Raw genomic sequence first — 26,092 nt, 5'->3', positions numbered from 1 at the left:
CGGCTGCCCGTTTGCGGCTATCCGCGAACAAATTATTGTACTTTTGGCTCTATTTCTCAGGTTTCTCGTCGATTTGCCAAAATAGGTGCGCTTTTGGCGCTATTCCGGCATCTCCCCCTAGCTCCGCAGCCTCCTTCCGCATGGGGCGCAAGCACAATGGATATCCGCGTAAGTATGGTGCTGCAAGCTTTCAAAAAAGAAAAAGGCTGTAAGTCGCCCCCGTCAAGGGTCTGACCTACAGCCTTGCTTAGCGCTTATTCGATTGTTGCGCTCCAGCCGAACGGATACGCAGGCGAAATTTCGAGCGGCAGCTTGCCGGCCGGCTTCAGGTCGCCAAGCAGCGTCTTGGCGGCTGCGGACAACGCAAGCGGTCTGCACTCGTATACGGCCAGATAAGCTCGAACCTCCGGATACTTCAGCACGTCGAGCGGGTTGCGCACGGAGACCGCCACGGTTCGGTCGCCCGCAAGCTTAACGACCTTACTCGCGATTTCCTGCTCAAGCGGATGCTTGGAAGCGTCGTAGGTCACAACAACGATTTGCTCGAACGCGTCCAAGCCTTCCAACGCGTTGTCGCTGTTCATTTTACGTTCGACGACCGAAGCGCCGTAATGCTTCAGGAAATCGCCAAGCGTTCCATCGCCGGACAGCATCTCGTCCGCAACGGAGACGGGCACGATGTCCGGCCATAGCACGAGCGTCTGAACGTCGCGCTTCAGCGGCAGAATGCCCCCTTCGTTCTTCACGAGCGTAACCGACGCTTCGCTCCACTTGCGGGCGACTGCCTTGTTCGCTTCCGTGCCGATCGCAGCTTTCACTTGCTCCCATGGCTGAATCGGCTCGTCTAGCTCCAGCTTCTCCTTCAATCGCATGACGCGAGCAACCGCCTCTTCAATGCGAGCCATGCTAATTTCGCCGCTCTCGACAGCAGCGGCTACCGCTTCCAGCGCCGCGCGCTGCTTTTCGATCGTATGGCTGACCAGCACCATGTCGGCTCCCGCTTTAATCGCTTTTACCGCGCCTTGCGCCGGGCCGTAGAACTCGTCGATCGCACTCATCTCGAGGCAATCGGTTACGACTACGCCGTCATATCCCAGCTCGTTTCGGAGAAGACCGGTCAGCACGTTCTCGGACAATGTCGACGGAACGCCGCTTGGCTCCAGCGCCGGCAGGCATACATGCGCCGTCATGATGCAGTCCGTTCCTGCCTTTATGGCCGCCCGGAACGGCGGAAGCTCGATCGCATCCAACCGCTCACGGCTGTGCGGAAGCACAGGCAGCGCATGATGCGAGTCGACGCTTGTATCGCCATGTCCCGGGAAATGTTTGACCGTTGCGGCAACGCGCGCCGATTGATAACCGACGACCGCGGCTGCGCCGAATTCGGATACGATATCCGACCGGTCGCTGTACGATCGAACATTGATGACCGGGTTATCCGGGTTGTTGTTCACGTCGATACATGGCGCGTAGTTCATCGTAATGCCCAGCATCCGCAGCTCTTCGCCGCAAATTCGCGCTGTTTCCTCTACGCCTTCGGCGGAAGCGGCCGCGCCCAGCGCCATATTTCCAGGCATCAGCGTGACACCGTTGACAAGTCTTGCCACCATGCCGCCTTCTTGGTCGATCGCGACAAACAACGGCGGTCTGCCTGCCTGCTTCGCAATGCTCTGCAGCTGGACGGACAGACTGTGCACCTGCTCCGCATCCTTCACGTTACGGGAGAAATAGATCGTTCCTCCGATGCCATACGCCTCAATCAGTTCCTTAAATCCCTTCGCAGGCTCGAACCCGTAAAAACCAAATACAAACAATTGACCGATTTTTTCTTTCAGGCTCCAGCTTTTCCAATCCTCATGATGTACTGTCATTTGTTTTCCTCCCGCATGTTGAATGATGAATAGGACGTATCATCTTGAAACTTGCTGCGATAATCGGTTGGGTTATCGCCTGTATATTTCATAAATACTTTCGTGAAATACCGGCGTTCCGCGTAGCCGACCTCTTTGGCGATTTGCGCGACGCTTTTCTGGGATTCCGCCAGCAAGCTTTTTGCCCGTTCCATCCTCTGTCTGGTTACGTACTCAATAAAGGTCTCCCCGTACGTCTGCTTGAACAAGAGGCTGAAGTAGGAGGTGCTGAGACCTACATGTGTCGCCGCTTCTTCGACGCTTAAATCCCGGTAAAGGTTGCGATCCAGGAACGATTTGGCCTCTGCCATCGAGCTTTCGGACTGCTTCTTCTTATCTACGGAGCGTTCGCATACCGCGTTCGTCACTTGACGGATAAAAGCGAGCAAATCTTTAATGCTGAAGCGATGATCCAGCCTCTTCCAAAGGAGCTCTTCCTGCTCCTTCGGAAAGACGGACATTTCCTTCATCTCCCGCATCATATGGAGAACGAAAAAATGGAGGAGCGGCCTCACTTTGGCGGCGTTCTGCTCGTTTACGTGCTGCAGCTGGCGGGAAATATTCTCCACTTCCGCGTCAACCGATGCCGTATCGCCGCGTTTCACCGCGCTGATCAGCCTCTCCGCCGTGATCCAGAATGCCTGATCGGCGCCGGACAATCCCTGCTGCTCCGCCGGATAGAACGTAATCGCGTGATGAACGGGCGTGAGCTGCATCCCCATCTGAACCAGCCTGAAGGCGCGCGACAGCTCCTCGACCTTCGCGAACCCGCGGTAAATGCCGGCATTGAGCGACAGCTTCGCGTGACTGCGAACCGCGGTAAGCAGCATCTCCGCCCAGCCCTGAATCACATCGACGTCGAAGGACATGGCAGCGCCCGTCTCGATTAACACGCACCATTCGCCGTCCCGCGTCTGGATTACCGCATGGTGAAGCCCGTTATTTTGGAGCTTTTCGCGCAGCACGTTACATACGGCGAAATTCCATAGCTTGCGCTCCTTATCCGACCAGTCCCGCCAATCCTTCGTTTTTTCGGAGCTGACGTCGAAATCCAGCACGATCATAACAAATTGCTGAAGCTTCAGCTGCTGTTCGTCTCCGGTAAAAAGCCAATGACTGCCCGAGAAATCCGTATAATCCATTATAATGTCGTACAAAATTTTCTCGCTCGCAAGGTCGATCATTCGGCCAAGCTTCTGCTGCTCCTCCAGCTGCTGCTTCTGCTTGTTCCGCTGGTTGGACATGATCCTGGCTATAACGCCGGTCAGCTCGTCGTAAGGAATCGGCTTCAGCACATAATCGTTTACGCCGTATTGTATGGCTGCTCGCGTGTACGTAAAATCCTGATAACCGGATAACATGATAATATCGCATGGGGTGCCTCTTTCGCGAATTTGCCGGACGAGCTCTAGTCCGTCCATGACCGGCATCCGGATGTCGCACAACAGCAAATTAATACTGTGCTGCTCCATCAGCTGCAAGGCTTCTACGCCGTTTTTGGCAACTCCTGCTACCGTGAGGCCGAGCATTTCCCAGGGAATGACCTTCTCCAAATTTCTCGTAATATGCGCTTCGTCATCGACAAGGAGTACCTTGCCTATCATAACCCCTCACCTCTGCTCTTCGGAATAACGCATCGTATCGTTGTCCCCCAGCCTTCCGAACTGCAAATCATCATGCCATAGCCGGCGCCGTAATGAATCCGCAGACGGTCGGCAACATTACGGATACCGAGCCCTCTTCGCTCGCCTAAGTCAGCGGCATCCTGCTGCTTGCTGGAAGGACTGTAGCCTTCGGAAAGCTTGTAGAGAACATCGCGGCTCATTCCTTTGCCGTTGTCGCTGACCGTAATCACAATCCGATGGGTCTCGACCGCGACATGAATCGTAATGTTGCCCTGCCCATCCTCATAGCCGTCAAAGCCATGCTGGATACTGTTTTCAACCAAAGGCTGGAGAGTCAGCTTAAGAATCGTATACTCTAACGCTTCCTCCGGCACGTTCAATTCGTAGCTGAAAAGCTCCTCGAACCGGTATTTTTGAATTTCCAAATAACTTCGTACATGCTCGATTTCTTGGATAAGGCCGATTTCTTCGGAATGGTGCATACTGGTCCGGAGGATGGTGCTGAGCCTACGAACCATCAGCATAATTTTGCCGCCTTCATTCTGCGCGGCCAAAGCGTTAATCGATTCCAATGTATTAAAGAGAAAATGCGGTTTGATCTGCGCCTGCATCAGCATCATTTCCGCATGCTGCTTCCTCTCCTGTTCCCTGCGCACCTCGCTTAGAAGATCGCCGATTCTCTCCACCATGCTGTTAAAGCTGTTGGCGAGCAGCACTGTCTCGTCCTTGCCCTGCGCCGTAACCCGGATGTCGAGCAAGCCCTGCTCCACCAGCCGCATTTTGCGAACGACTTTAATGATCGATTTGGCTACCCGGTTTACGAAAAAGACGTTGAACAACACCGCCGACAAAATGCCGAGCACCGTAATCATGCCGATCCACTGCACGAACCGGACATTTTCGTCCGTTAAGGAATTCCAGGGCTGAACCGACAGCAGAATCCAGCCGTTGCGATCCAGCTGATAGGAAGACACCAAGCTGTCAACGCCGTCGAATTTCATCCTGGCGCTCTCGTAATTTTCGGTCAATTGAGGCATCGAATTCGTATAGAGGTCGATGCTGTGCCCATCATAGCGTTTATTGCTGTCCAGCATAATAAGACCTTCGCTGTTCAAGATGAAATATCTGGCGCCTTGCGATTCATCCTCCGGGTTTTGGAAAGCCTTCAGCATACTGCTGACTTCCTCCGTCTTATACTGCGTGACCATAATGCCAAGATCGTTGAAGGATTCCATCTCTTTGACAACGCGCATCATCGTAAAAAGCGGAGGATCTACACCCGTCAGGTCGCGCTGTTCATGCGGTCCGATCCAAAGCGGCCTTCCCCCCATCTTTATGACCTCGTCATAAAGCGACTGCTTCTTCAAATCGTCAAAGGATATCGGTTTGAAGGTTGTCGGGTCGTTGCGGTTGGATCGGTACATCGTCCCATCGCTGGCGTACAGCACCACGTAGCTGACAGCCGGATGCTGGAACAGGATCTTGCTCATCTCCTTCTCCGCCTGTGTAATCCGGATTAAGGAGCTGTTATCGTCCAAAGTAAGCCTGCTTTGCCTCAGCGTATCCTGCACCTCGGCGCTAATAACGTTCCCGTTCGAGAGCTGGTCGAGCTCGCGAAAAAAATAAGATATATTGCCTCCGATCGCTTTCATCGTAATTTCGGATTGCTCGCTGTACTTCTTCTCCAGCAGCGCCTCGGAATTGACGAAAGAGAAAATGCCGAGGCCGATCATCGGTATGATGATTAACGAGATAAAGGCAAGCATCAGCTTAGGGCGTAGATTCATTCCGCTTTGCCTCCTATTCGCCGAGCCCCGCGGATGAGGCGTCGAGCCCCGACACGCTTACATGCGCGGCATTCGCTTTCTCCTGCGCGGCTTGAATCTTCTGCGCAACCTGCTCCGGCGTACTAAGGCCGCCGATCAGCTCTTGCAATCCGATGCCGATCTCCGCGGTTACGGTCGGCTGCACGATGGCGTCGAACGCCGGCCAGCTGCTCGAAGCTTGCGACATGACGGTCAGCACTTCATTCATTAAAGGATCGATCCCTGTCAGGTCGGTCAGCTTCATCGACGGAAGCAGTTTGTCTTCCATAAGCGCCCGCTTCTGCACCGCTTCGTTAAAGAAATTCGCGATAAACTCCTTCACGATTTCCACTTGATCTTCGGACAGATTGGACGAGAAGCCGAATCCGTTGGAGTAAGAGGCGTTAATCGAACGCTGATCGCCTTGGCCGCCTTCAATAGACGGAAAAGAGAAAAATCCGATTTGACCGTTTAACGCGCCTGCATTCGCGCCTGTAAATTGATTCACATCCCAGGTTCCCGTAAACACCATCGCCGCCTGCCCGCGAATAAGCTGAGAGCCTAGCGCGCTGTCCGGGATGGCTAGCGAGCCTCGCGGGAAGAAGCCGCGGTCCACAATTTCTTTGTAAGCCTCGAATCCTTGGATGAACCCGGGATCGGTCCACTTCGTTTCTCCCGAGACCAGTTTATTGAAAGCGTCGATGCCGACATAACGCTCCATGATCGTGTTCCACATCATCCCGGCGATCCACGCGTCCTTAGCCGCAAGGCCGAACGGGACATAGCCCGCTTGTTTTATCGTTTCCGCCGCTGTCATCAGCTCGTCCCAAGTCATTGGAATACCGAGATTCAGCTCGTCGAAAATTTTTTTATTGTAATAAATGCCTTCGCTGTAGCCGCCGTAGGGGATGCCGTATACTTTGCCGTTAATCGTAAACTCGTCCAGACTGGCGAATTTGTCCGTCAATTCCAGCTCCTCCAGAATTGGCGTCAAATCGAGCATGCGGTCCGCTTTCACGTACAGCTTGAGATCCGCTCCTCCGAACACTTCAAAGATATCGGGAGGGTTGCCCGCCACCATCTCCTGCTTCAGCTTCGTATCCCGATGGATCTTCTCGTCGATGCCTTCCATCTTGATCGTCACGCCTTCATTCTCCGCCATCGTCTTGTCGACCACGTCTAATAGAACGCGAAGGCGGGTCTGGCTTGTCTCTTTAATTTGCGTATGGCGCAGAGATAGGGTAACTTCCCGGTATTGTTGCTCCTCCGCGTTGTCTGAATCATGGGCATTATGGGTGCCGCATGCGGCCGCGTTCGTCATGATAGCGAGAAGAACCGCGAGCAAACAAAAGCCTTTCTTCAAGTAGGAAACCTCCTCGTGTGATCCGTCCCCTGCCATACTTTTTATTATAGCCCCTCCTTATCGCATAGTAGGAGGTCAAAAAAACGATAAGGAGGGGATACATTTCTATTTTTTTAACGACGAAGACCTTCCGTTACTTCCCTAATTCGGGCATAAAGCGCTTTCCATTGCTCGTTCGCGCGCGGCGGTCCCGGAGGCGGTGCCGGGGGCCGTTCAGTCTGCGCCCCCGGACTTTCCGCCTGCTGGTCGCGGCGCGCGAGCTGCAAGCGGTCCTCTCTATCCTTCAAGCTGTCGCTCATGAACTTCCATCATCCTTTCAGCCAGCCTTCGCGCAGCGTAAAGAGCTCCTTCAGTTCCTCCGAGCTTAACTCCGTAATCCAATTCTCGGAACCCGTGACAACCTGCTCGCTGAGCGACTGCTTGCTTTCGATCATCTCGTCGATTTTCTCCTCCAGCGTTCCCAGCGTAATGAACTTGTGCACCTGCACTTGCTTCTTCTGGCCGATCCGGAACGCCCGGTCCGTCGCCTGGTTTTCCACCGCCGGATTCCACCAGCGGTCGAAGTGGAACACATGATTGGCCGCCGTTAAGTTTAATCCGGTGCCCCCTGCTTTGAGCGAAAGCACGAACGCGCAGCGGCGCTCCTCTTCCGACTGGAACGCCGCAATCATCTCGTCCCGCTTCGCCTTGGGGACCCCGCCGTGCAAATAAGGGACCGGCATGCCAAGTCCGTTCTCCAGCATGGTTTGGATTTGCTCGCCCATCTCGACGTATTGGGTGAAAATCAGGCAGCGCTCTCCTTCGGCCGCAATCTCCTCGCACATCTCGAGAAGCCGCGCCATCTTGGCCGAACGCTCCGTCCGCCAAGCCTCCTCGCCTTTCTCTTTCAGGAGCAGCGCTGGATGGTCGCATAGCTGCTTCAGCTTGGTCAGCGTCGCAAGAATGAGACCTCTTCTCTGCATCATATCCAGCTTATCCAGCTTTTCCATTAAATCGCTGACAATGTTTTCGTATAGGGCTCCCTGCTCGGCGGTCAGCGTCATATAGCTTTTCGACTCGATCTTATCGGGCAGCGACAGCTGGATCAGCGGATCCTTCTTCACCCGGCGCAGCATGAACGGCTTCACCCAGCGCTGCAGACCTTCGATCAGCTCCTTGTCTCTCGTCCGCTCGATCGGCGTCACGATCGCTCGGCGGAAGTCGTTAAGGCTGCCCAAGTATCCGGGATTGACGAAGTCATAGATCGACCACAGCTCCGTAAGCCGGTTCTCCATCGGCGTGCCGGTAAGCGCGATACGATGGCGCGCCGGGAGACGGCGTATCGCTCCGGACTGCTTGGTGTAAACATTTTTAATATTTTGGGCCTCATCGAGGCACAGCGCGTTCCAAGCAATGAGGCCGAGATCTTCCTCATCGAGCTGAGCCAAAGAATACGAAGTAATGACCAAATCGGCCTCCCGCGCTTCCGCGGCCAGCTCTTCTCCCTTCAAACGCTTGCTTCCGTAATGGAGCAGCACCCGAAGGCTCGGCGCGAATCGCTTCAGCTCCTTCTCCCAGTTCCCGATAACGGAAGTCGGGCAGATGAGCAGCGACGGGCCGTTCGCGCCTTTCTCGCGCTCCTTCACATACGCCAAATAAGCCATAAATTGAATCGTTTTGCCAAGCCCCATATCGTCGGCTAATATGCCGCCAAGCCCGAATTTCCGAAGGAACAGCAGCCAAGACATGCCTTGCTGCTGATACGGGCGAAGCTCGCCCTTGAACCAGTCCGGCGGGCTGGCCGGCGGCATCTGGGACACATGCTGAAGCTGCTCCAGCCACATAGCCAAATGCTCGTTCAGCTCGACCTCCGCGCGAAGCGAGTGCTCGGGATCGTCAAACGCGTCAAGCTCAGCGCCGCCGCGCAAATGCATCTCCAGCACGTCCCGGAAGGAAAGCCCCTTGCGCTTCCCGACCCGCTTCAGCCACAGCTTAATCTGCTCAGCGTCCTGCGGGTCCAAGTGGACCCATTCGTCCCCGACGCGGAACAGCCTTCGGTTCTCTTCCGCCATTCGCAGAAACTCGCCCTCGGTCAAATCGACATCCCCAAGCGCAAGCTTCCAGTCGAATTGTACGATCTGATCAAGTCCGAACAGCGATTCTCCCGAGGAGCCTACGGACGATTTCATCTTCGCCTTTAACCGGAGCTTGCGGGAGCGAACCGCCTCCCACCAAGCCGGGAGCAGTACGGGGATTCCCGCTTCCAGCAACGCAATGCTGTCATGCTCGAGAAATGCCCAAGCCTCCTGCTCCGTCAGCGAGAAGCGCAGCTTGCCGCCTGCCTCCTCCTCGAGATGAGGAAGCGCGGCCAGCCACTTGCTCTCTTCCTTCGCCAGCTTCTCTTCCAGCAGCGGCAGCCATTCGTCCGGAATAGGCTCTTCTCCGCTTGGGTGGCGTCCGCCGAGCGGGATCCAGGCTCCGCCTTCGCGCGATTGAAGCGCGGGACGCAGCCGCCAGCCCGCTCCGTCAGAAGGCTCTGTCAATTGAAGCGCCGCGCGGAAAGGAAGCATGTCCTTCTCCAGCCCAATCGCAATCAGCCACTCGCTCTCGTCCGACCCCTTTCGCCTAAGAACGCCTTCTCCAGAGGAGGCGCCGATCGACCGCCAAATAGCTCCCGCTTCCTGATCGGTTGCCAGAATCTCCTCCACCGCCCAGCTTAACCACTGGATGGCCTCGGAGACGCCATGCTGTTCCGCTTCGCCGAGCAGCTCCTCGAAGCGCGTTTTGGCCTCTGACGCAGCTTCGGGGAACGCGCCCCTCCAAGCCCGTCTCTCCTCGGACCATTCCGCAAAGTCCGGCGCAAACCAGCCTTGAATAAGCATCTCCCGAATCGCTTTCGCCATCCGCATAAGGAGAAGGAGACGCGGCGTCCATGTAATTTTGAGCAGCCTGACCGGCGCAGGCGAAGACAAGTAATCGACGGCGATAAGCGGTGTCAGCTTTAAGCAGGTTTGTATGCCGATCTTCAGCTCTTCAACCTTCGCGCCGTACCACGAAGCCCTATGCCATGCAAATAACAAGGACCGCAGCTTGCCATCCGGCTGTTCTTTCCGGTCGACTCCGCTTAAGATAACGCAAGCATCGCCGTCTTCCATACTCCAGGTTCCGTCCACAACAAGTTCTCTACCGCTGGTTAACGTTCTCATGTGACGATTTTTCCCTTCCATAACTCTTCCTGCAGCGCCCGCAGCCTTTGATATTTCGCGAGAAGCTCCGCGAGATAGCTCTCCCACTTCTCCGTCTCTTTGGCCGTCTTATACAGCCGCTCCAGCTTCTTCAGATTTTTAACCGCTAGGCGGTAGCCCTGCCGGTTCCTTGATCCGATCGCGGCTTCAATCGACTGGTGATAGAGAGGAAGCAGCACATGCGGCGCGGTCTTCGCAACCTCGCGCAGCTCCGGCGTGTCGAGCTCCTCCGGTCTTACGCCGACAAAGAGCTGAAGATCGGCCCAATCGTCATAACGCTTCATGTGAAGCCAATGCTCGGATAACTCGGCATACGAGTATGGGAGCAGCTCCATCATATAAGCCGTCCATACCGGAAGCTCCGGCCGGTCTTCGTCGGCTCTTCGGCAGAGCGTCATAAAAGGCCCGATGTTCCGCGCGTTCCGGTTGCTGTATACCCGCTCATACAGAAAGGCCATCCAGCGCTCCGCCCATTCCCAGTTCCCCGCTTCCATTCTTTGCGCTACGCATGGGTAGATCAGCTTCTGGACGCGCTCGAAGGCGGCTTGCGAGAAATAGGAAATTGCATGCTCATCATCGCCTTCGAAGTAGGCGAGCATGCCCAAAGCAGCGTACAAGAACGTATCGTTCCGTTCGTCTACTGCCGGTGTATTCAGCGACTCGAGCAAAGCCAGCTTCTCCTGCCGGTACCATTCTTTAAGCTGCGACAGCTTCTCGCAAAATGCAAGATAAAGAGTGTCCCATTCGAACAGCTGGCGCTCCGGCCTAATCGCACGTTCCTTAGCGATTTCGGTTAACGAGCGGCTCCAGGCAAGCTCTGACTCGCTCATGCTCTCCGGCTCCAGCTCGCTGATTAAGGTATATACATGCTCAACCCAAGGCTCGGCCATACGAAGGAAAGACATCTCGTGGTAGTAACGGCTGAAGCTGTCCACCGTCGTAATCGCCCGTTCGGACTGCTCCATAATGAATATAATCGCGGTGGACCAATGCAGCCGCTGCAGCGGCTTCTCCCAATCGCGGGACAACCCTTTGAGCGCGGACAGCACCGGCTGCAGAGCATGCAAGGAATGGCGGCATTTCCTCCAGGTCTCGCCGTACTCCGCTTCCATCCATTCGCGCCACTCTTCCGCCGTCCCTTCTTCGCCGGGATGCCGCAAAATGCCGGCATCCGGGGCGGGAGCCGCCTCTTGGCTGACGATCGTCCTCGCGGGGGTAAGACCCAGCATGCGGAAATAAGCCTGCTCTGCCGACCGTTCCCCGCCATAGGCTTCCGCATAATAGTGGAAGAAGACAGCGGCCATATGCTTGCAGAGACCGTCATACGGACAGGTGCATGTGCTGTAATGGAAATGATCCGCGTCGATAACGACCGCGTACAGGTCGCCTCCTCGCACTACACCCATAAGCGTCTGGTGAACGGTCGCCTGCGAGCTTTGAACATGGCCTCCTTGATAGTAGCTCCATCCCCTTTTCAGGATAGAGGCAGGAATGTATTGTCCAAGCTGCTGCTCGAGTGCGGCAAGCAGCTTTGTATCGAAACTCATCAGAAACTCACCCCGCCTTCCGTACTTTAACATTCTTTCTATTATAACAGAAAAAACGCCATGCAGGGCGATGGTCACACCGTCCGATGACGCTTTATCCTGTAATCCTTATTGCCGTCTTTACAAGGGGATGCGAACGATAAACTTCAGCTCATCCTCCGCATCTGCAACAACTTCAGTCTCTCCTTTATATCGTTCGGCAATCGATTTCACGATGGATAAGCCAAGACCTTGATGCTGATCCCGTTTCGTCGAATACCCCGCTTCGAACAGCGGCTTAGCGGCAAGCTTTTTCGCCTCCAAACAAGTGTTGAAAATGACGATTTCGAGCATGTTCTCCGTCTGATTAACGGTTAAGCAGACCTGGCGCATGCTCTCCTCGTATTTCAGCACCTCATCGAAGGCGTTATCGATCAAATTGCCTAAAATCCGGTTCATGTCCAGCGTTTTGGCGCCCATGCCCTGCAGCTTCAGCCCGTTGAAGTGACAGCTGAACGCAATTTTATAGCTCTCCGCCTGCGATATTTTGGACCGGATCAAAGCCGCGATCGCCGGATTCCCGATATTAATAATATCGTTCATCAGCCTGATCTCGCCCGTTAGCTCTTTCGTGTAGGCGACCAGCTCCCTGTGCTTATTCAGCTCCGCCAGCATATGGATCGTCTGAACGTGGTTAAGAAAATCATGACGCTGCGCACGGATGGAATGGAACATGCTGTTAATCTCCTCCGTATACGTCTCCTGCGTCATGGCTACCGCTCTCTCCCTCGTCTGCTTGTAGTAGCGTAAGGCGATGACGGCGATTACAACACTGGCAGCGGTAAGTAAGCTAATAATAAGTCCAAGATTGAGAAATTGACTGTCCAGCTTATGCTGAATATAGCTGTAATCGGAGACGATGGACAGCACATAAGTATCCATCGGCTCGCCGTTCTCATCGACGATGTTGATGCCTTGGTCGGCGGCGGAAACCGGAATAAACATTTTATGAATGCTGAGCTCCCCCGCATCCTCGACAAAAGATACGATTTTGCCGCTGCTATAGGCCTCCCGGACCGATTCTACGTCTTTGCCCGTCTTGATCTCGTATTTCCCGTAAAGCTGCGGACGCTGCACCAAATTTTCTTTCCTGCCTATTCCTTCTTTCATATACCAGACGCCGTCGGGGAACGTTTCCGGATTAAAAACCGCGATTTCGAGCAACGAGTCGTCCTTTTCAATTAAATCACCGATTAGACGGTCGACCCCTGCCAATCGATCGAAAGCTTCCAGGCTGCCTTTATAATCGACATAGGGATCCACGATATAGTTGGTTGTGCCGTCGTAGTAATATCCCCATTTATATATCTTCCCTTTATCCGTAGACGAGGTTTCGAACGGCCCGCTCCAGAAATGAGCCATGCTTTGGCCTACCCATTCCTCCGAAAGCTTCTCCTGATTGAACAGCTGCTGAAAAATTTGATGCCATGGCTTCCAGGACTTCGTGCTTTTCCCCGGCTGCGTCGGATCCGAAGACCGGTATAAAATAATATCGTCTTCCGTTCGTTTGAGCAGGCTGATATGGTCGATGTCCAGCTTCGCGCTCAGCTCCTTCAGCTGTTCATCCGTCACCTTCTCCACGTCGGGATCGAGCGCGTACTGCGCCGCGATGGAGGCCGCGCGAAGCTCTCGGCCGATTTGCGCTTCATAGTATTCCGTGCTTTTTCGGTACTGCTCTACCGATATTTCAATCTGCTTCCCCAGCCTGAGCATTTCGCTCTCGTGGGCGTCCTCCAGCGTTTTCTTCGTTAGAAAATAATACACCGTATTATTAATTAGAATTAACGCAAGCACGATGCTGATTGTGATTAGCCATACATTGCGCTGCATCTGTCGCTTCTTGCCCCTTTAAGTTATTTTTTGAGTAATAGCCGAATCGCCCACTTGCGCTCCGAGCGCCTTCTGTATTTAGGCAAGGATTTATAAAGCCGCAGCCCTTCATCGGCCGCCCGCTTCGCGTCCTCCGCGCGGCCCATCCCTTTGTAGATCGTCGACAGTCTGTCATACGCTTCGCAGGATGAAGAATGGATTTCTTGAAACGATTGCAAATAAGCGAGCGCTTGCTCTGGATCTCTCTTCCTATTCGAGTCGGCAAGCCGCAAATAAGGCGCGCCGTATTTGACTCTCGGATTCAGCTTCAGGCCGCGCAGCGTGCTGGCTTCCCCTTTCTCCGTATCACCGGTTTCAAGATAGCAATGACCCAGATCGTCCCAATATTCGGCGGAGTCCTCCAGCACGCCTTGAAGCGGCTCCCATATATGCAGCGCTTCCTTATATCGTTTGCCTTCCATGAGCAGCCGCGCAAGCTCCTGCTTGGCCGACACATCGCTCGGCGATGCTTCTACACGCTGCTTCAGCTTCGATATTCGCGACCTTCTTTTGATCGGCTTCAGCAGGCTTGGAGACAGCCCTATAAATTTACGGTCAAGCGCATATAGAAGAATGAGCAGCACAATGATGGCCACGATGGGGTTGCCGAATAGCCAGCTAAGCCATAAAAACAAAAAGGTGAACTTAAACATTTTCTCCTCCGCAATACCCAAAATCATGAAATATTTGTAAGCCTATCATATCACAAACCCTTTATCTTTGAGCCGTTTGATACAAATTTTATCAAGCGCGCATCCGCATAAAAGAAGAAGACTAGCCTCATACTACACGCGAGCTTATTACCAAATTAAAGCGAAGGTGGAAATACAAAGCATGTCGAACGAGGAGATTCAAGGAACAAACGCCGAGCCCCGAAACAATAACGCTTTGGCGCCGGGAGAACAGCCGGAGACGCTGACGAACCGGCAAGGCCATCCGATCACGGACAATCAGAACATACGAACAGTCGGCGACCGCGGCCCGTCGACGCTGGAGAACTACCATTTTCTCGAAAAAATAACCCACTTCGACCGGGAGCGCATCCCGGAGAGAGTGGTGCATGGGCGAGGAGCAGGTGCTCACGGCTACTTCGAGGCATACGGCAAGCTGGGCGAGGAGCCGATATCGAAATATACGAGGGCCAAGCTGTTTCAAGAGGCCGGCAAGCGCACGTCTGTTTTCGTGCGTTTCTCATCTGTGATCCACGGCGGCCATTCGCCGGAGACGCTTCGCGATCCGCGGGGCTTCGCGACGAAGTTTTATACCGAGGACGGCAACTGGGACCTGGTCGGCAACAACTTGAAAATTTTCTTCATCCGCGACGCGATGAAATTTCCGGACATGGTTCATGCGTTCAAACCCGATCCCGTGACGAACGTGCAAAGCATGGTACGGTTCTTCGATTTTATATCCAATACGCCGGAAGCGACCCATATGATCACGTTCCTGTTTTCGCCTTGGGGTATTCCGGCCAACTACCGACAAATGCAGGGATCGGGCGTCAACACCTACAAGTGGGTAAACAGCGAAGGCAAAGCGGTGCTTGTCAAATATCATTGGGAGCCGCTCAAGCAAGGCATCCGCAACCTGACGCAGAAGGAAGCCGAAGAGATTCAAGCCAAAAACTTCAATCATGCGACGCAGGATCTGTACGAAGCCATTGAGCGCGGCGATTATCCGGAGTGGGAGCTGCAGGTGCAGTGGATGGAAGACGGCTACCACCCCGAGCTCGACTTCGATCCGCTGGACGACACGAAGCTGTGGCCGACCGACCAGTTTCCGATGCTTCCGGTCGGCAAGATGGTGCTAAACCGTAATCCGGAGAACTATTTCGCCGAGGTTGAACAGGCCGCCTTCGGCACAGGCGTTCTGGTCGACGGGCTCGATTTCTCCGACGACAAAATGCTGCAGGGCCGAACGTTCTCGTATTCGGACACGCAGCGCTACCGGGTTGGCAGCAACTACTTGCAGCTTCCGATCAACGCGCCGAAAAAGAAGGTGGCGACGAATCAGCGCGACGGCCAAATGACCTTCTACGTCGATATTGCGCCGGGTCAAAATCCCCATATCAATTACGAGCCTTCTTCGCTCGGCGGATTGAAGGAAGCGGAACGCCCCGGGGCGCCGCATGAACCGGAATACAACGATAAGCTGACCCGCCAGCCGATCGACCGGCCGAACAACTTCAAGCAGGCGGGCGAAACGTACCGTAAGTTTGAGCAATGGGAGAAGGACGAGCTCATCTCGAATCTGGTCGATGCGCTGAGCACTTGTCCTTCGCACATTCAGGAGCGGATGGTAAGCTACTTCACAGAAGCAGACGCCGAATACGGCCAAAGAGTTGCGGATGGATTGAAATCTAACCAGGCAGAAAGCGGACATGTCGGCACCCCTGCCGCCAATGAAGGCATGGAGCTGTCTGCCGAGCTTGGCCAAAAGACGGACGGCTATTAATATTGGCGGAAAGCTGCAGCATCGCGGAGCTATGCGGAAATGGATGCATAGCTCCGCATTTCCTATAGGAACAGCTTTCGCTTCCGGGCCGGTATGCATATGGTGACGGAAGTGCCGATTCCGAGGCGGCTATACAGCGAAACGCCATATTGGTCTCCGTATTGCAGCCGTATTCTCTGATGAATGTTACGGATGCCGTATCCGGTTTCGCTTTCGTCGGCATCGACCATAATTTCGTTCAATCGTTCCTGCCGCATCCCCATTCCATCGTCAATGATCCGGTATCGAATGACATCCCCTTCTCTCCGCGCGACGATTCGGATATGAATCCGGTCCCCGCTCCAGGCATGCTTCAGGGCATTTTCGATAAACGGCTGCAAAATCAGCTTCATCGTTTCATATTTCCAGATCTCCGGGTCGATATCGTAGGTAACCTCCAGCCGGTGCCCGTACTTCACTTTCTGAATATCCAAGTAAGCGTTCGACTGCTCGATTTCGGAATGGATCGGAATAAGCGTTTTGCCGGAGTTCAGCGTCAGCCTGTAAAATTTACCTAAGTTGACGACCATCTCCTGCAGCTTCGCGTTTTCGCCAAACTTGGCCAGACGGTTAATGGAAGACAGCGTGTTGTACAGAAAATGGGGATTGATCTGCGTCTGCAGCATTTCCAGCTCCGCCTCCTTCTTTTGAAGCTGGGTCAAATAAACTTTATGAATTAAAGCTTCTATATCCTCGCCCATTCCGTTCAGCGCGGTCGCGATTTGCGAAAATTCGTCTCTGCCGCGGTATGTCATCCGCTTATGCAAGTCGCCTTCGCGGAACGCGTTCAGCACGGACACGAATTTCGTAATGCGCTTCGAGAAATAGCGGGAAATAAAGACGCCGGCGAACGAAAACAAAATAAAGCAGACGACGCATACGCCGATAATAAATGCGCGGACCTTCTCCGCTTCCTGCTTAATGATCGTAAGGGGAACATACGCTGTAATCGTCCAATTTTGCTGGATCATCCGCTCCTCGATCTTCAAATAGGATTGCTCGAAATCCTTTCTTTCCATATCCGCGTATTTGCTGGGCGACCGGTCCGGAATGCCCCCGAATACCGGCAGTTCGCCGGATGAAAAGATCAGCTGTCCCGATTGATCCCTGACGAGCAGCATGGCGCCCTCGCCTAGCTTCCGGTAATCGACGCTGTCGAACAATTCGCGGAGAGGCACGCTGAATCGCATTAAACCCATCTCCTGCACATCGACCGGGTCGCTTAAATCTACTATTCTTCGTATCATGGAAATGCGTCCGCTTCCGTTGTCCTCCTCCACCTGCTTCCATACCATGGTGATGCCGTACTCTTCTTTCGGCAGCCGCTTGTACCATCCCTTATTTTCGATCCGGCTTAGATGATAAATGTTGTACGTCTGCCCCCCGCTGTAGTCGTTGTTATTTTTATACGTATAATAGCGCTCGTTTATCGTTTCATTACGCGTGTAAATCGACAGCCGCAAATTGATGCCGATCGATTTGGTCGCGCTTTCCAGCTTCGGAAGAATGACCTGCTCCATGCGGGTATTGTTTTCTTTCCCGAAAACTTCCGCCTTAAGGCTCCGCACAAAGGTCGACTCATCGTACAGCGTAGACGATATGCGCACCATATCATCCGTTTTATAGGCGACGTTGTCCCGGATTTGGAGCAGCGTTCCTTGGAGATTGCCTCTCGTCTGCTTTCGCATTGACGCGTCGTACATCGAATGGGAGACGTAGCCGTTAACAGATACGAGAATAATAATAAAGATGAGATACGAGAGCATGAGCTTATAGCCGATCGGCAAATATCTCAAACGTCCGTTCGTCTCCCGAATCGTTTTCATAGAGAACCTCCTAATGCAGCTCTTTCTTCCGGTATTCGAGCGGCGTCATGCCGAACTTTTCTTTAAACTGCCTGCTGAAATACGGAAGATAGCGGTAGCCGACCTGGTCCGCGATTTCATAGATTTTGACGCCCGGCTCCTTGAGAAGCTCGCATGCCTTCTCCATGCGAACCTGCACGAGAAGCTCGTTGAAGGTATGCCCCGATTTCTCCTTGATCAGAAAGCCCAAATAGCTGGGAGAGAACGAGAAGTGCTGCGCGATATCCTTCAGCGTAATGTTTTCGCTCATCCGGTCTTTGATCGTCTTCATCACGCTGCGTATAAACTTGCTGTCCTTCGTGCTGCTCTTCTGAAGCAAGCGTTCCGATATTTCAAAAATGCGGTGCGTAAGCCACGTACGAATGTCTTTGATCGTATCAAACTGCAGCAAAATATCGAGCTTGCGGATATCGATGCCAAGCAGCTCGAATAAATCTTCGTTCATGGCGCTTAAATATTGATCCAGCTTCCAAATGATGTAGCTGGACAAGTTATGCACCGTATATTTCGACCTTAGGACGGTGAATGACTGGAATAGGCTGTCGATCTCGTCATAGATTTGGACAACCTCATAATCCTTCATCGCATGCATTAGCCTGTTCATATGGACCTCCAGCATCCGGGCGTCCAGCATGCCGGGTTCGCAGCTTACCTCTTCGTACTTGATGACGCCGCCTTTGCCAAGGAACATTTTGCCTTCGACCGCTTGAACCGCTTGCCGGTACGATTCGGGGATTTGCTCCAGTCCTTGAACCGGGGCGCCTAGCCCTGCCGTCAACGTAACGGGAAGCTTACGCTGAGCGGCTGTAATGATCGCCGCGAGCTTCGCGTCGATGTCCTCCGCGTCCACAATCATCGCGATCCGCTGCGGATTAAGCTTGCAGTACGGAATGGCTCCGTACGGCCGGATGGCCTCGTGAAACTGCTGATGAAAGAGACGGGACAGCTCGTGCTGCGAATCGTAGGAAGGACCGGTTCCAGGCATCGCATCAAGCTCGATGACGACGGCTTGCGCCGGCCAGCTGACCAAATGCAGCTCATGCGACTTGTTCAAAGACGCCCTGAATTCGCGGTCCGACGGATCTTCTCCTTCGAATAGCCGCTGCAGCAGCTCGTTTTTGGCCATTGGAATCATCTGCTGATACGCTTCCTCCACCTCGCGCCGCTTCTGCTCTTCGTCCAAATCCCGTTTCACCTTCATAAGGGACGCGATCAGCTCGCTGTCATCCATCGGCTTCAGCACGTAGCTGTACGCCTTCAGCGACAGCGCCTGCTGCACATAGCTGAACTCCTGATAGCCGCTGACGAATATAATGCGCATCCCCGGTCTGCGCTGAAGCGCGATTCGCGCAAGCTCAAGTCCGGACATGTAAGGCATATTCACGTCGCTGACCAAAATATCAATCGAATGCTGTTCAATTACTTCGCAAGCCGACAAGGCATTGTTGACGCTCCCCTTTACGACCATCCCGAGCTCCGACCAAGGAATAAACCGTTTCATCCCTTCCAAGTCCAGCTCTTCATCATCGACCAATAACACGTTGTACATGACCGTCTCTCCTTCGCCCCGATTGCCGTCTTAGTTTTGCGATAAAACACGCCGGTTCTCCTGCCACCTGGCCGTTATATAATCCAAATAGAGCTGAAAGCCCGCTGCCATCGAATCTTCATGCGCTTGGTCCAGCACCGCAAGCACTTCCTCGTCCGTCGTGCCGAACATCGCGTCCGCTCTCGCTTTCAGCCAAATTTCTTTTGCGGTCTTCATAATGCCGCCTTCTTCCGTATTCGGAGCCGGCCTAATATTAATAAACGGAGTCGCGTCTCCTTGAGATTTCCACGTAACGGTCTGCTGCCAGTACGTTGCCCAGTTCCGCTGTTCGGGCGGCAGCGTCATCTCGTATTCACTTTTTGTCCGGTCCAAATAGACCGTGTTGCCCACCCAGATCATGTCCCCCGAGAGCGACTGAATTTCAGCTAATCCGTCCGGGTCAGTGCCGTATTTGGACGTAAATAACGGCGTTATTCCGTCCTCGGCGAACCCGTTCCAATAGCCGTCCGCACCTGGCGGTCCCCACATCTGAACGGCGGAGCCCTCCGGTCCCGTCATCCAATCCAGCATCGCAAATATCGCTTCCGGGTTTTTGGCGCTCGTCGTAATGGCGGCCACATTCCAGCCGAGAATGTTGTAGGACCCGGGATAAATCTTGGTCCGGTCCAGCCCCGCCTTGTAGATCGGATCGATGAACCTGTACCCGTTATCCGGGTCTCGCTTGCGAAGCTCCGCGTCGGCGACCATCGCCAGCCGGATCGGATCGGCGCTTGCGTAGACAGCCACTTTCCCGTTCATCAGCTTCTCGCTTACTTGGTCCTCCGTCTGCGTCATCCCGTCAGGCGTCATTAACCCTTCCCGCATCAGCTTCGCCACAAAAAGGGCCGACTCCCGGAAGCCCTCATCCTTATAAATCGAGGTCATCCGGTCGCCGTTTGCCACCGCGAAATAACGCGTAAAGCTGTAGTTGTTTTCTTTAAACGCCGAAAAAAGCTGATCGATTCCGTTGCCTTCCTTGGCTTGCCCCGTTTCGAAAGGAATGACATCCGGATACCGCTCCTTCACCTGCTTTAAATAAGCATAAAGATCGTCGGTCGTATCCAGCGCCGGCGAGCCTAACTCTTTGTAGATCCGTTCGTTGATGACATAACCTGCGTTGCCGTAAGGACGGTTCGTGTAATAGTTGGGAAAATAGTAGATATTGCCGTCGGGCGAACGCAGCAAATCCAAGATCCGCTCGCCGGCCCAATGCTTCAAATTCGGGTATTTGTCGATATAATCGTTCAACGGAACGAGCATGCCGTGCTCGCGCATCCTCTCGAGGTCGGAATCCCGGTCGCCCCAAATAATATCGGGGAGCTGGTTGCCGGCAATCAGCTTCTGGAGCTTAAGCTTGGCGTTGCCGTCGGCATTAATCGCCTCGATATGGATGTTGAAACGGTCGCGAATCCAGCGGGATGAAGGATCCGCCCCCCATTGCGGCATCGTATAGTAGCTGTAGTGGCCATAGAAGGTGAGATGCAGCGGCTCTTGGCCAAGCTCGAACAATCGGCTCGGATCCTCCGTCTCTTGCGCAGTTATGGCCGGTATATCCGGCTTTGTTGTTTCTCTCTGGATCGAAGCAGCCTCGTTACTGCAGCTAGGCATTAGCAATAGGACACACGCGGACAAGATAAGCGGCAGGAACTTCTCTCTTATTCGGTTCACGGACGGACGCCCCCTCAAATTGGCAGTTACAAGCATATTGCTCTAATCATACCAAATCGGTCAGAAACGATATACAAATATAAACAAATAATTGCATGAACAGCTCAAATCCTTGCATAAACAGATAGACATCATGACGGATTCCTCCGAATCCGCCATGATGCGCGTAAAATCGATATTTGATTATTCCAATCCAAGAATTTTACGTTTTTCCTGCCACTGCTCCGTGCGCCATTCCAGAAGCTTGTTGTAACCGTACGACTGCGCGTCCTTCTCCGCCTGGTCGAGAATCTTATCGATATCCGCTTCGCTTTTCGCTTGCGTCGTTTCCGCGAATACTTGAAGGAACAGATTTTCGACGTGCTGCTGGGTCGTGCCAAGCTCGCTGTCTGCCGGAGGCGTCAAGTTTTTATATTCGGTAATGTCGACGCCGGATGGCCAAGTCACCTCGCTTTGGTATTTCGCCTGCCAGTTTTTCTTCTCTTCAGGCAGCGTTTTCTCGAAGCTGATTTTCGCAGGGTCGATGTAAGCCGCGTTGCCTACAAGCATAATGTCGAGGTTGTCCGTTTGAATCTGCGCAATCTCGGCCGGGTCGGCTTGCTCCGTAAAGATCGGATAGCCGTTTTCGTCAAATCCCTTCCAGTTCTTCCCTTCCGGTCCGAAAAATTGAAGGTTCATGCCCTCTGGGCTGGTGTACCAATCCAGGAACGCGAATATTTTCTCCGGATCTTTGGCCGCTTTCGTAATGACCGCCACGTTCCAGCCTAGACGGTCGTTGCCGCCCGGATGGATTTTATTTTTATCGAGGCCCGCTTTATGGAACGGCCAGGTGACGAAGTATCCGTCCTCCGGATTGGTTTTGCTAAGCTCGAGATGCGCCTTGTTCGCTTTGTCCGTAACGTTGGCGCTGGCATATACCGCGACGCGGCCCGTCATCAGCTTCTCGAGCACCATATCGTCCGTTTGCGTGAACGCGTCCTGCGTCATCAGCTTTTCTCTGTACAGCTTGTTCACGAACTTCTGCGATTCGCGGAAGGTCGGATCCGTGAAGACCGAGGTCAGCTTATCGCCGTTAGGTACGGCAAGCAGCTGCTTGCCGAGCGAGTCGTACAAAGCGCCTTCCTTAAATGCCGTATACAGGATAGCGACGCCTTGACCGTCCTCCGCCCGGTCCGTTTCGAACGGAATGACTTGATCGCCGTATTTCTCTTTTACTTTCACGAGGTACGCGTACAAATCGTCAAGCGTCTCCAGCTTCGGAGAACCAAGCTCGCGGTATATTTTTTTGTTGATGGCGTAGCCCGCCGTATTCGTCGAGGAATTCGTGTACCAGTTCGGGAATTTATACAGCTTGCCGTCCGGCGAACGAAGCAGATCCAGCTTTTCTTTGCCTGCCCATTTCAGCAGGTTCGGGTATTTTTCCAAGTACTCGTCGAACGCGACGAGCTGCCCCGCTTCGTACAGCCTGTCGATGTCCGCATCGAAGCGGTTCCCCCAAATGACGTCCGGAAGCATATTGCCCGAGATCATGGTCGTCATTTTTTCGCTGTGGCTGCCGTTTGCTTGTATCGGCGTAATATTAAGCTGTTTGTTTTCTTTCAGCCATTTGGTTGCCGGGTAGTCGTCCATTCCTTTGTAGTCGACCCAGCCATAGTGGAAATATAACGAAAACTCCAGCGGCTCCGAGCCAAAAACCCATGTGTCGCTAACCGGTTTCGTATCGCCCCCCGTATTGCCGGGCGTTGCCGAAGCGCTGGACGGCGATGGCGACTCTTGCGAGTTATTCGTGTTCGAATTGCTGCACGCCGCCAGCACGGTCGTCAGCAGCAGCACTGCCGATACGATCAGCAGCAGCGGCTTTCTTTTTCTCATTGCGTTAACCCCTTTCAAAAATTGGATATTTATGTTCAAAGCGGCGGTAACCGCCTTAAACCGGTGCCGGGAAGGACTACTCCTTCAATGAGCCGATCATGACGCCTTTTACGAAGTACTTTTGCAGAAAGGGGTAAACCAGAATGATTGGCAATGAAACCACCATCATCGTGGCGCTGACAAGGGACCGCGTCGTAAACTGCTGAGAGTTTTGAATCCGGGACAGCGAGCCGGAATCAAGCCCGGATAAATCTCTGATGTTGGCGTTAAGCAGCCTTCTAAGCACGGTTTGCACCGGCAGCAGATCCTCGTTCAAGATGTAGATGCTCGGCACAAACCAGTCGTTCCAGTGCGCGACGGCCGTAAATAGTCCGAGCGTGGCGAGAATCGGTCCCGACAGCGGCAGAATGATCCGGAAAAACACGCCCCAATTGCTGCAGCCGTCGATTTGCGCCGACTCTTCGAGACCGGCCGGCAGCCCTTTGAAAAAAGTCCGGAAAATGATCATATTCCACACGCTGATCAGCGAAGGGATAATATAGACTAGAAAACTATCGAAGAGTCCGAGCGATCGGATCAGCAGGAACGTCGGAATAAGACCGCCGCCGAAATACATCGTGAAAACAAAGAACACCATATAGCCTTGACGGCCCATCAAATACGTTTTCGTCATCCCGTAAGCGAGCAGCGCGGTCATAAAAATCGCCAACACTGTTCCTGCGACCGTACGGTAAATCGAAATAAGGAAGGCGTTCAGCAGATTGTCGTCATTCGTGACGATTTTGTAGTTGTCCAGCGTAAAGGCACGGGGCCATACCGTAATGCCGCCCTTCGCCGTATCGATCCCGACATTCAAGGATACGACCAGCGCGTTCCAGAACGGGTACAACGCCGTAAAGCTTAACAAGATCAGAAAGCTGTATATCATGACGACCATAACCCGGTCTCCGAAAGCGAGTCTCTTCCATCTCATTGCCTACCGATCCTCTCCATCAATAATGTGCTACCACAAGCTGCTGCCCGCTCTTCGGGCCAAATAGTTCGCCATCGTCAGCAAGCCGACGCTGATGACCGCCTTGAACAAACCGACCGCCACCGCAAAGGAATATTTTTGGTTTTGAAGCCCGATCCGGTAGACGTACACGTCGATCACATCCGCAACCGGCCGCAGCAGCGGATTTTCCGCAATGATCAGAATATCCTCGAAGCCGGCGTTCAGCAGGTTGCCCATCGCGAGCACCATAAAGATGATAATGACCGGCATAATGCTCGGCAGCGTGATCAAATAAATTTGTTTAAACTTGCTGGCCCCGTCGATGTCGGCTGCCTCGTACATATGCTGATCCACGCCCGCAATCGCCGCCAAATATACAATCGAGCTGAAGCCGATCTCTTTCCACACGTTCGTGGAAATCAGAATCGTCCAAAAATAATCTTTGATGGACAAGAAGTTGATCGGTTCGTCGATCGCCCCAACGCCTTTTAGCAGGATGTTTACGCTCCCGTTATCCGCCGAAAGCAAGGACATGACAAGCCCGCCCACGATAACCCAGGACATAAAATGCGGCAAATACGTGATCGTCTGAACGACCCGCTTAAACACCATATGGCGTACTTCATTCAGCATTAGCGCCAATATAATCGGTGCCGGAAAGCCGATGACGAACTTCAGCAGGCTGATGACGACCGTGTTCCTCATAATTTGCCAAAAGTTCGGCGCGTCAAAAAACGCTTCAAAATGCTTAAACCCGACCCATGGATTTTCAAAGATACGATGCGCCGTAAAAATGTTGTAATCCATAAAGGCCGTCAGTACGCCGTACATCGGTATGTAAGAAAATACAAAAATCAGTAAAATGCCCGGCCAGACCATCAGCTGGACGTCCATCTGCTTCCAGAGCCTATGGAGAGCGCTCTTCTTGCGCGGACGGCTCTGCGGGGACGGTCCGGCGATTGTTTTTCTTGTCGCTGCTTCCGACATACTCTTCCTCCTAATGCGTTCATGGCCGACTCGATCAACCCGACCTCTTTGTTAGTGTTCATTTTATCGAAGCTGCTCCGCCGAAACGATATAACGGAGACACGATTGTTTATAGAACGGCATGAAGTTTTTATAGCAAAAATGATACTTTTACACGATTTCGCCCAAACTTCCCGCCGCGCACAGCACATCAGCCCCGTTTACCCCCGCCGACGCCCGCTCTCCACACACTCGCTCTCTTTTGTACGATGTTTCGTACAAAGCCCCCGTCGTCATGCAGCGCACATCAGCCCCGTTTCCCCCCGCCGACGCCCGCTCTCTTCGCTCTCACTCCCTTTTGTACGATTTTACGTACAAAACCCTGTCGCGCACCGCACACCAGCCCCGTTTTGTACGATTTTTCGTACAAAACCCCACCACACTCCTCACTCACGCCCCCTTTTGTACGATTTTTCGTACAAACTCCCGCCGTGCACCCTACTTTCCCCCTTTTTTGTACGATTTTTCGTACAAACTCCCGCCGCAACCTTATATCAGCTACCTTTTGTACGATTTTTCGTACAAACTCCGGCCGCGCACCATACACCAGCCCCCTTTTGTACGATTTTTCGTACAAAAGCCCCGTCACGCACCTCATATCAGCCCCGTTTACCCCACGCCGACGGCCGCTCTCCTCACACTTGCCCTCTTGTACGATTTTTCGTACAAAAACCCGTCGCATACCTCACATCAGCTACCTTTTGTACGATTCTTCGTACAAAACCCCGCCGATTTCCTCACTCTCTGCCCCTTTTATACGATTTTTCTTACAAACTCCCGCCGCATACCTTATATCAGCTACCTTTTGTACGATTTTTCGTACAAACTCCGGCCGTACACCGCACATCAGCCCCGTTTTGTACGATTTTTCGTGCAAAACTCCCCCGCATACCTCACACCAGCTACCTTTTGTACGATTTTTCGTACAAACTCCGGCCGTACACCGCACATCAGCCCCGTTTTGTACGATTTTTCGTACAAAACCCCCCCACACTCCTCACTCACGCCCCGTTTTGTACGATTTTTCGCACAAACTCCCGCCACACGCCTCACTCCCCTCCTTCTCCATGCTCTCATCCGAAACACAGCCCAGTACACTTGTCGAACGCAACCATTTGCGATGAACGGCGCAATTTGGTTAAAACAACAAAAAAACCTGCCGCCTAAGCGACAGGTTTCTCTCATATTGGATATCTAGCAGAAG

At 53.4% G+C, this 26,092-nt stretch carries 16 protein-coding genes; 1 reads left to right on the top strand and 15 read right to left on the bottom strand.

From position 1 onward, the window contains the following. Positions 1-254: 254 nt before the first annotated feature. From D3P08_RS13490 to D3P08_RS13450, 9 genes are all read right to left on the bottom strand, one after another. On the bottom strand, positions 255-1,871 hold the full coding sequence (locus D3P08_RS13490) for a glycoside hydrolase family 3 protein (RefSeq protein ID WP_119600208.1): 1,617 nt from the start codon (positions 1,869-1,871) through the stop codon (positions 255-257). Continuing rightward, positions 1,868-3,514 (bottom strand): response regulator transcription factor, encoded by a 1,647-nt coding sequence (locus D3P08_RS13485; protein WP_119600207.1) that lies wholly within the window; start codon positions 3,512-3,514, stop codon positions 1,868-1,870. Before D3P08_RS13485 ends, D3P08_RS13490 begins: the two co-directional genes overlap by 4 nt. After that, complete coding sequence (locus D3P08_RS13480) at positions 3,511-5,322, bottom strand: cache domain-containing sensor histidine kinase (protein ID WP_119600206.1); 1,812 nt, start codon at positions 5,320-5,322, stop codon at positions 3,511-3,513. Before D3P08_RS13480 ends, D3P08_RS13485 begins: the two co-directional genes overlap by 4 nt. Before the next feature lie 13 nt (positions 5,323-5,335). Next, on the bottom strand, positions 5,336-6,703 hold the full coding sequence (locus tag D3P08_RS13475) for an ABC transporter substrate-binding protein (protein WP_240647496.1): 1,368 nt from the start codon (positions 6,701-6,703) through the stop codon (positions 5,336-5,338). A 113-nt stretch (positions 6,704-6,816) separates the two neighbouring features. Next, complete coding sequence (locus D3P08_RS13470; protein ID WP_119600204.1) at positions 6,817-7,002, bottom strand: hypothetical protein; 186 nt, start codon at positions 7,000-7,002, stop codon at positions 6,817-6,819. Positions 7,003-7,011: 9 nt separating this feature from the next. Continuing rightward, a complete protein-coding gene (locus D3P08_RS13465; protein WP_119600203.1) occupies positions 7,012-9,888 on the bottom strand; it encodes a DEAD/DEAH box helicase in 2,877 nt (958 codons plus the stop codon). Beyond that, positions 9,885-11,474: an SWIM zinc finger family protein gene (locus D3P08_RS13460; protein ID WP_162848468.1), complete on the bottom strand. Its 1,590-nt coding sequence runs from the start codon at positions 11,472-11,474 to the stop codon at positions 9,885-9,887. Before D3P08_RS13460 ends, D3P08_RS13465 begins: the two co-directional genes overlap by 4 nt. A gap of 120 nt (positions 11,475-11,594) precedes the next feature. After that, positions 11,595-13,343: a sensor histidine kinase gene (locus tag D3P08_RS13455; protein ID WP_119600201.1), complete on the bottom strand. Its 1,749-nt coding sequence runs from the start codon at positions 13,341-13,343 to the stop codon at positions 11,595-11,597. 23 nt (positions 13,344-13,366) lie between these two features. Continuing rightward, on the bottom strand, positions 13,367-14,035 hold the full coding sequence (locus D3P08_RS13450; RefSeq protein WP_119600200.1) for a tetratricopeptide repeat protein: 669 nt from the start codon (positions 14,033-14,035) through the stop codon (positions 13,367-13,369). A 181-nt stretch (positions 14,036-14,216) separates the two neighbouring features. Between D3P08_RS13450 and D3P08_RS13445 the strand changes: the two genes are divergently transcribed. After that, a complete protein-coding gene (locus D3P08_RS13445) occupies positions 14,217-15,836 on the top strand; it encodes a catalase (RefSeq protein ID WP_119600199.1) in 1,620 nt (539 codons plus the stop codon). A 62-nt stretch (positions 15,837-15,898) separates the two neighbouring features. Here D3P08_RS13445 and D3P08_RS13440 read toward each other — a convergent pair whose 3' ends face one another. The 6 genes from D3P08_RS13440 to D3P08_RS13415 all read right to left on the bottom strand — a co-directional run bounded on the left by D3P08_RS13440 (position 15,899) and on the right by D3P08_RS13415 (position 24,756). Next, entirely contained in the window at positions 15,899-17,701 is a 1,803-nt protein-coding gene (locus D3P08_RS13440) for a cache domain-containing sensor histidine kinase (protein ID WP_119600198.1), read from the bottom strand. A gap of 10 nt (positions 17,702-17,711) precedes the next feature. Beyond that, positions 17,712-19,289, bottom strand: a complete 1,578-nt coding sequence (locus D3P08_RS13435) for a response regulator (RefSeq protein ID WP_119600197.1) — start codon at positions 19,287-19,289, stop codon at positions 17,712-17,714. A 30-nt stretch (positions 19,290-19,319) separates the two neighbouring features. Next, the gene (locus D3P08_RS13430) at positions 19,320-20,936 is read right to left on the bottom strand and encodes an extracellular solute-binding protein (RefSeq protein WP_119600237.1); all 1,617 of its coding nucleotides are present in this window, start codon (positions 20,934-20,936) and stop codon (positions 19,320-19,322) included. A 243-nt stretch (positions 20,937-21,179) separates the two neighbouring features. Continuing rightward, on the bottom strand, positions 21,180-22,868 hold the full coding sequence (locus D3P08_RS13425; protein WP_119600196.1) for an extracellular solute-binding protein: 1,689 nt from the start codon (positions 22,866-22,868) through the stop codon (positions 21,180-21,182). Positions 22,869-22,944: 76 nt separating this feature from the next. Then, positions 22,945-23,841 (bottom strand): carbohydrate ABC transporter permease, encoded by an 897-nt coding sequence (locus D3P08_RS13420; RefSeq protein WP_119600195.1) that lies wholly within the window; start codon positions 23,839-23,841, stop codon positions 22,945-22,947. Between the two features lie 30 nt (positions 23,842-23,871). Continuing rightward, positions 23,872-24,756, bottom strand: coding sequence for an ABC transporter permease (locus D3P08_RS13415; protein ID WP_420819036.1), 885 nt, complete (start codon positions 24,754-24,756; stop codon positions 23,872-23,874). Between the last annotated feature and the right edge of the window lie 1,336 nt (positions 24,757-26,092).

Origin of the sequence: Paenibacillus nanensis (genome assembly GCF_003583765.1) — a bacterium.
Taxonomy (GTDB): domain Bacteria; phylum Bacillota; class Bacilli; order Paenibacillales; family Paenibacillaceae; genus Pristimantibacillus; species Pristimantibacillus nanensis.
Note: the sequence above shows the minus strand (reverse complement) of the source record. Positions and strands in the feature narration are given on the sequence as shown.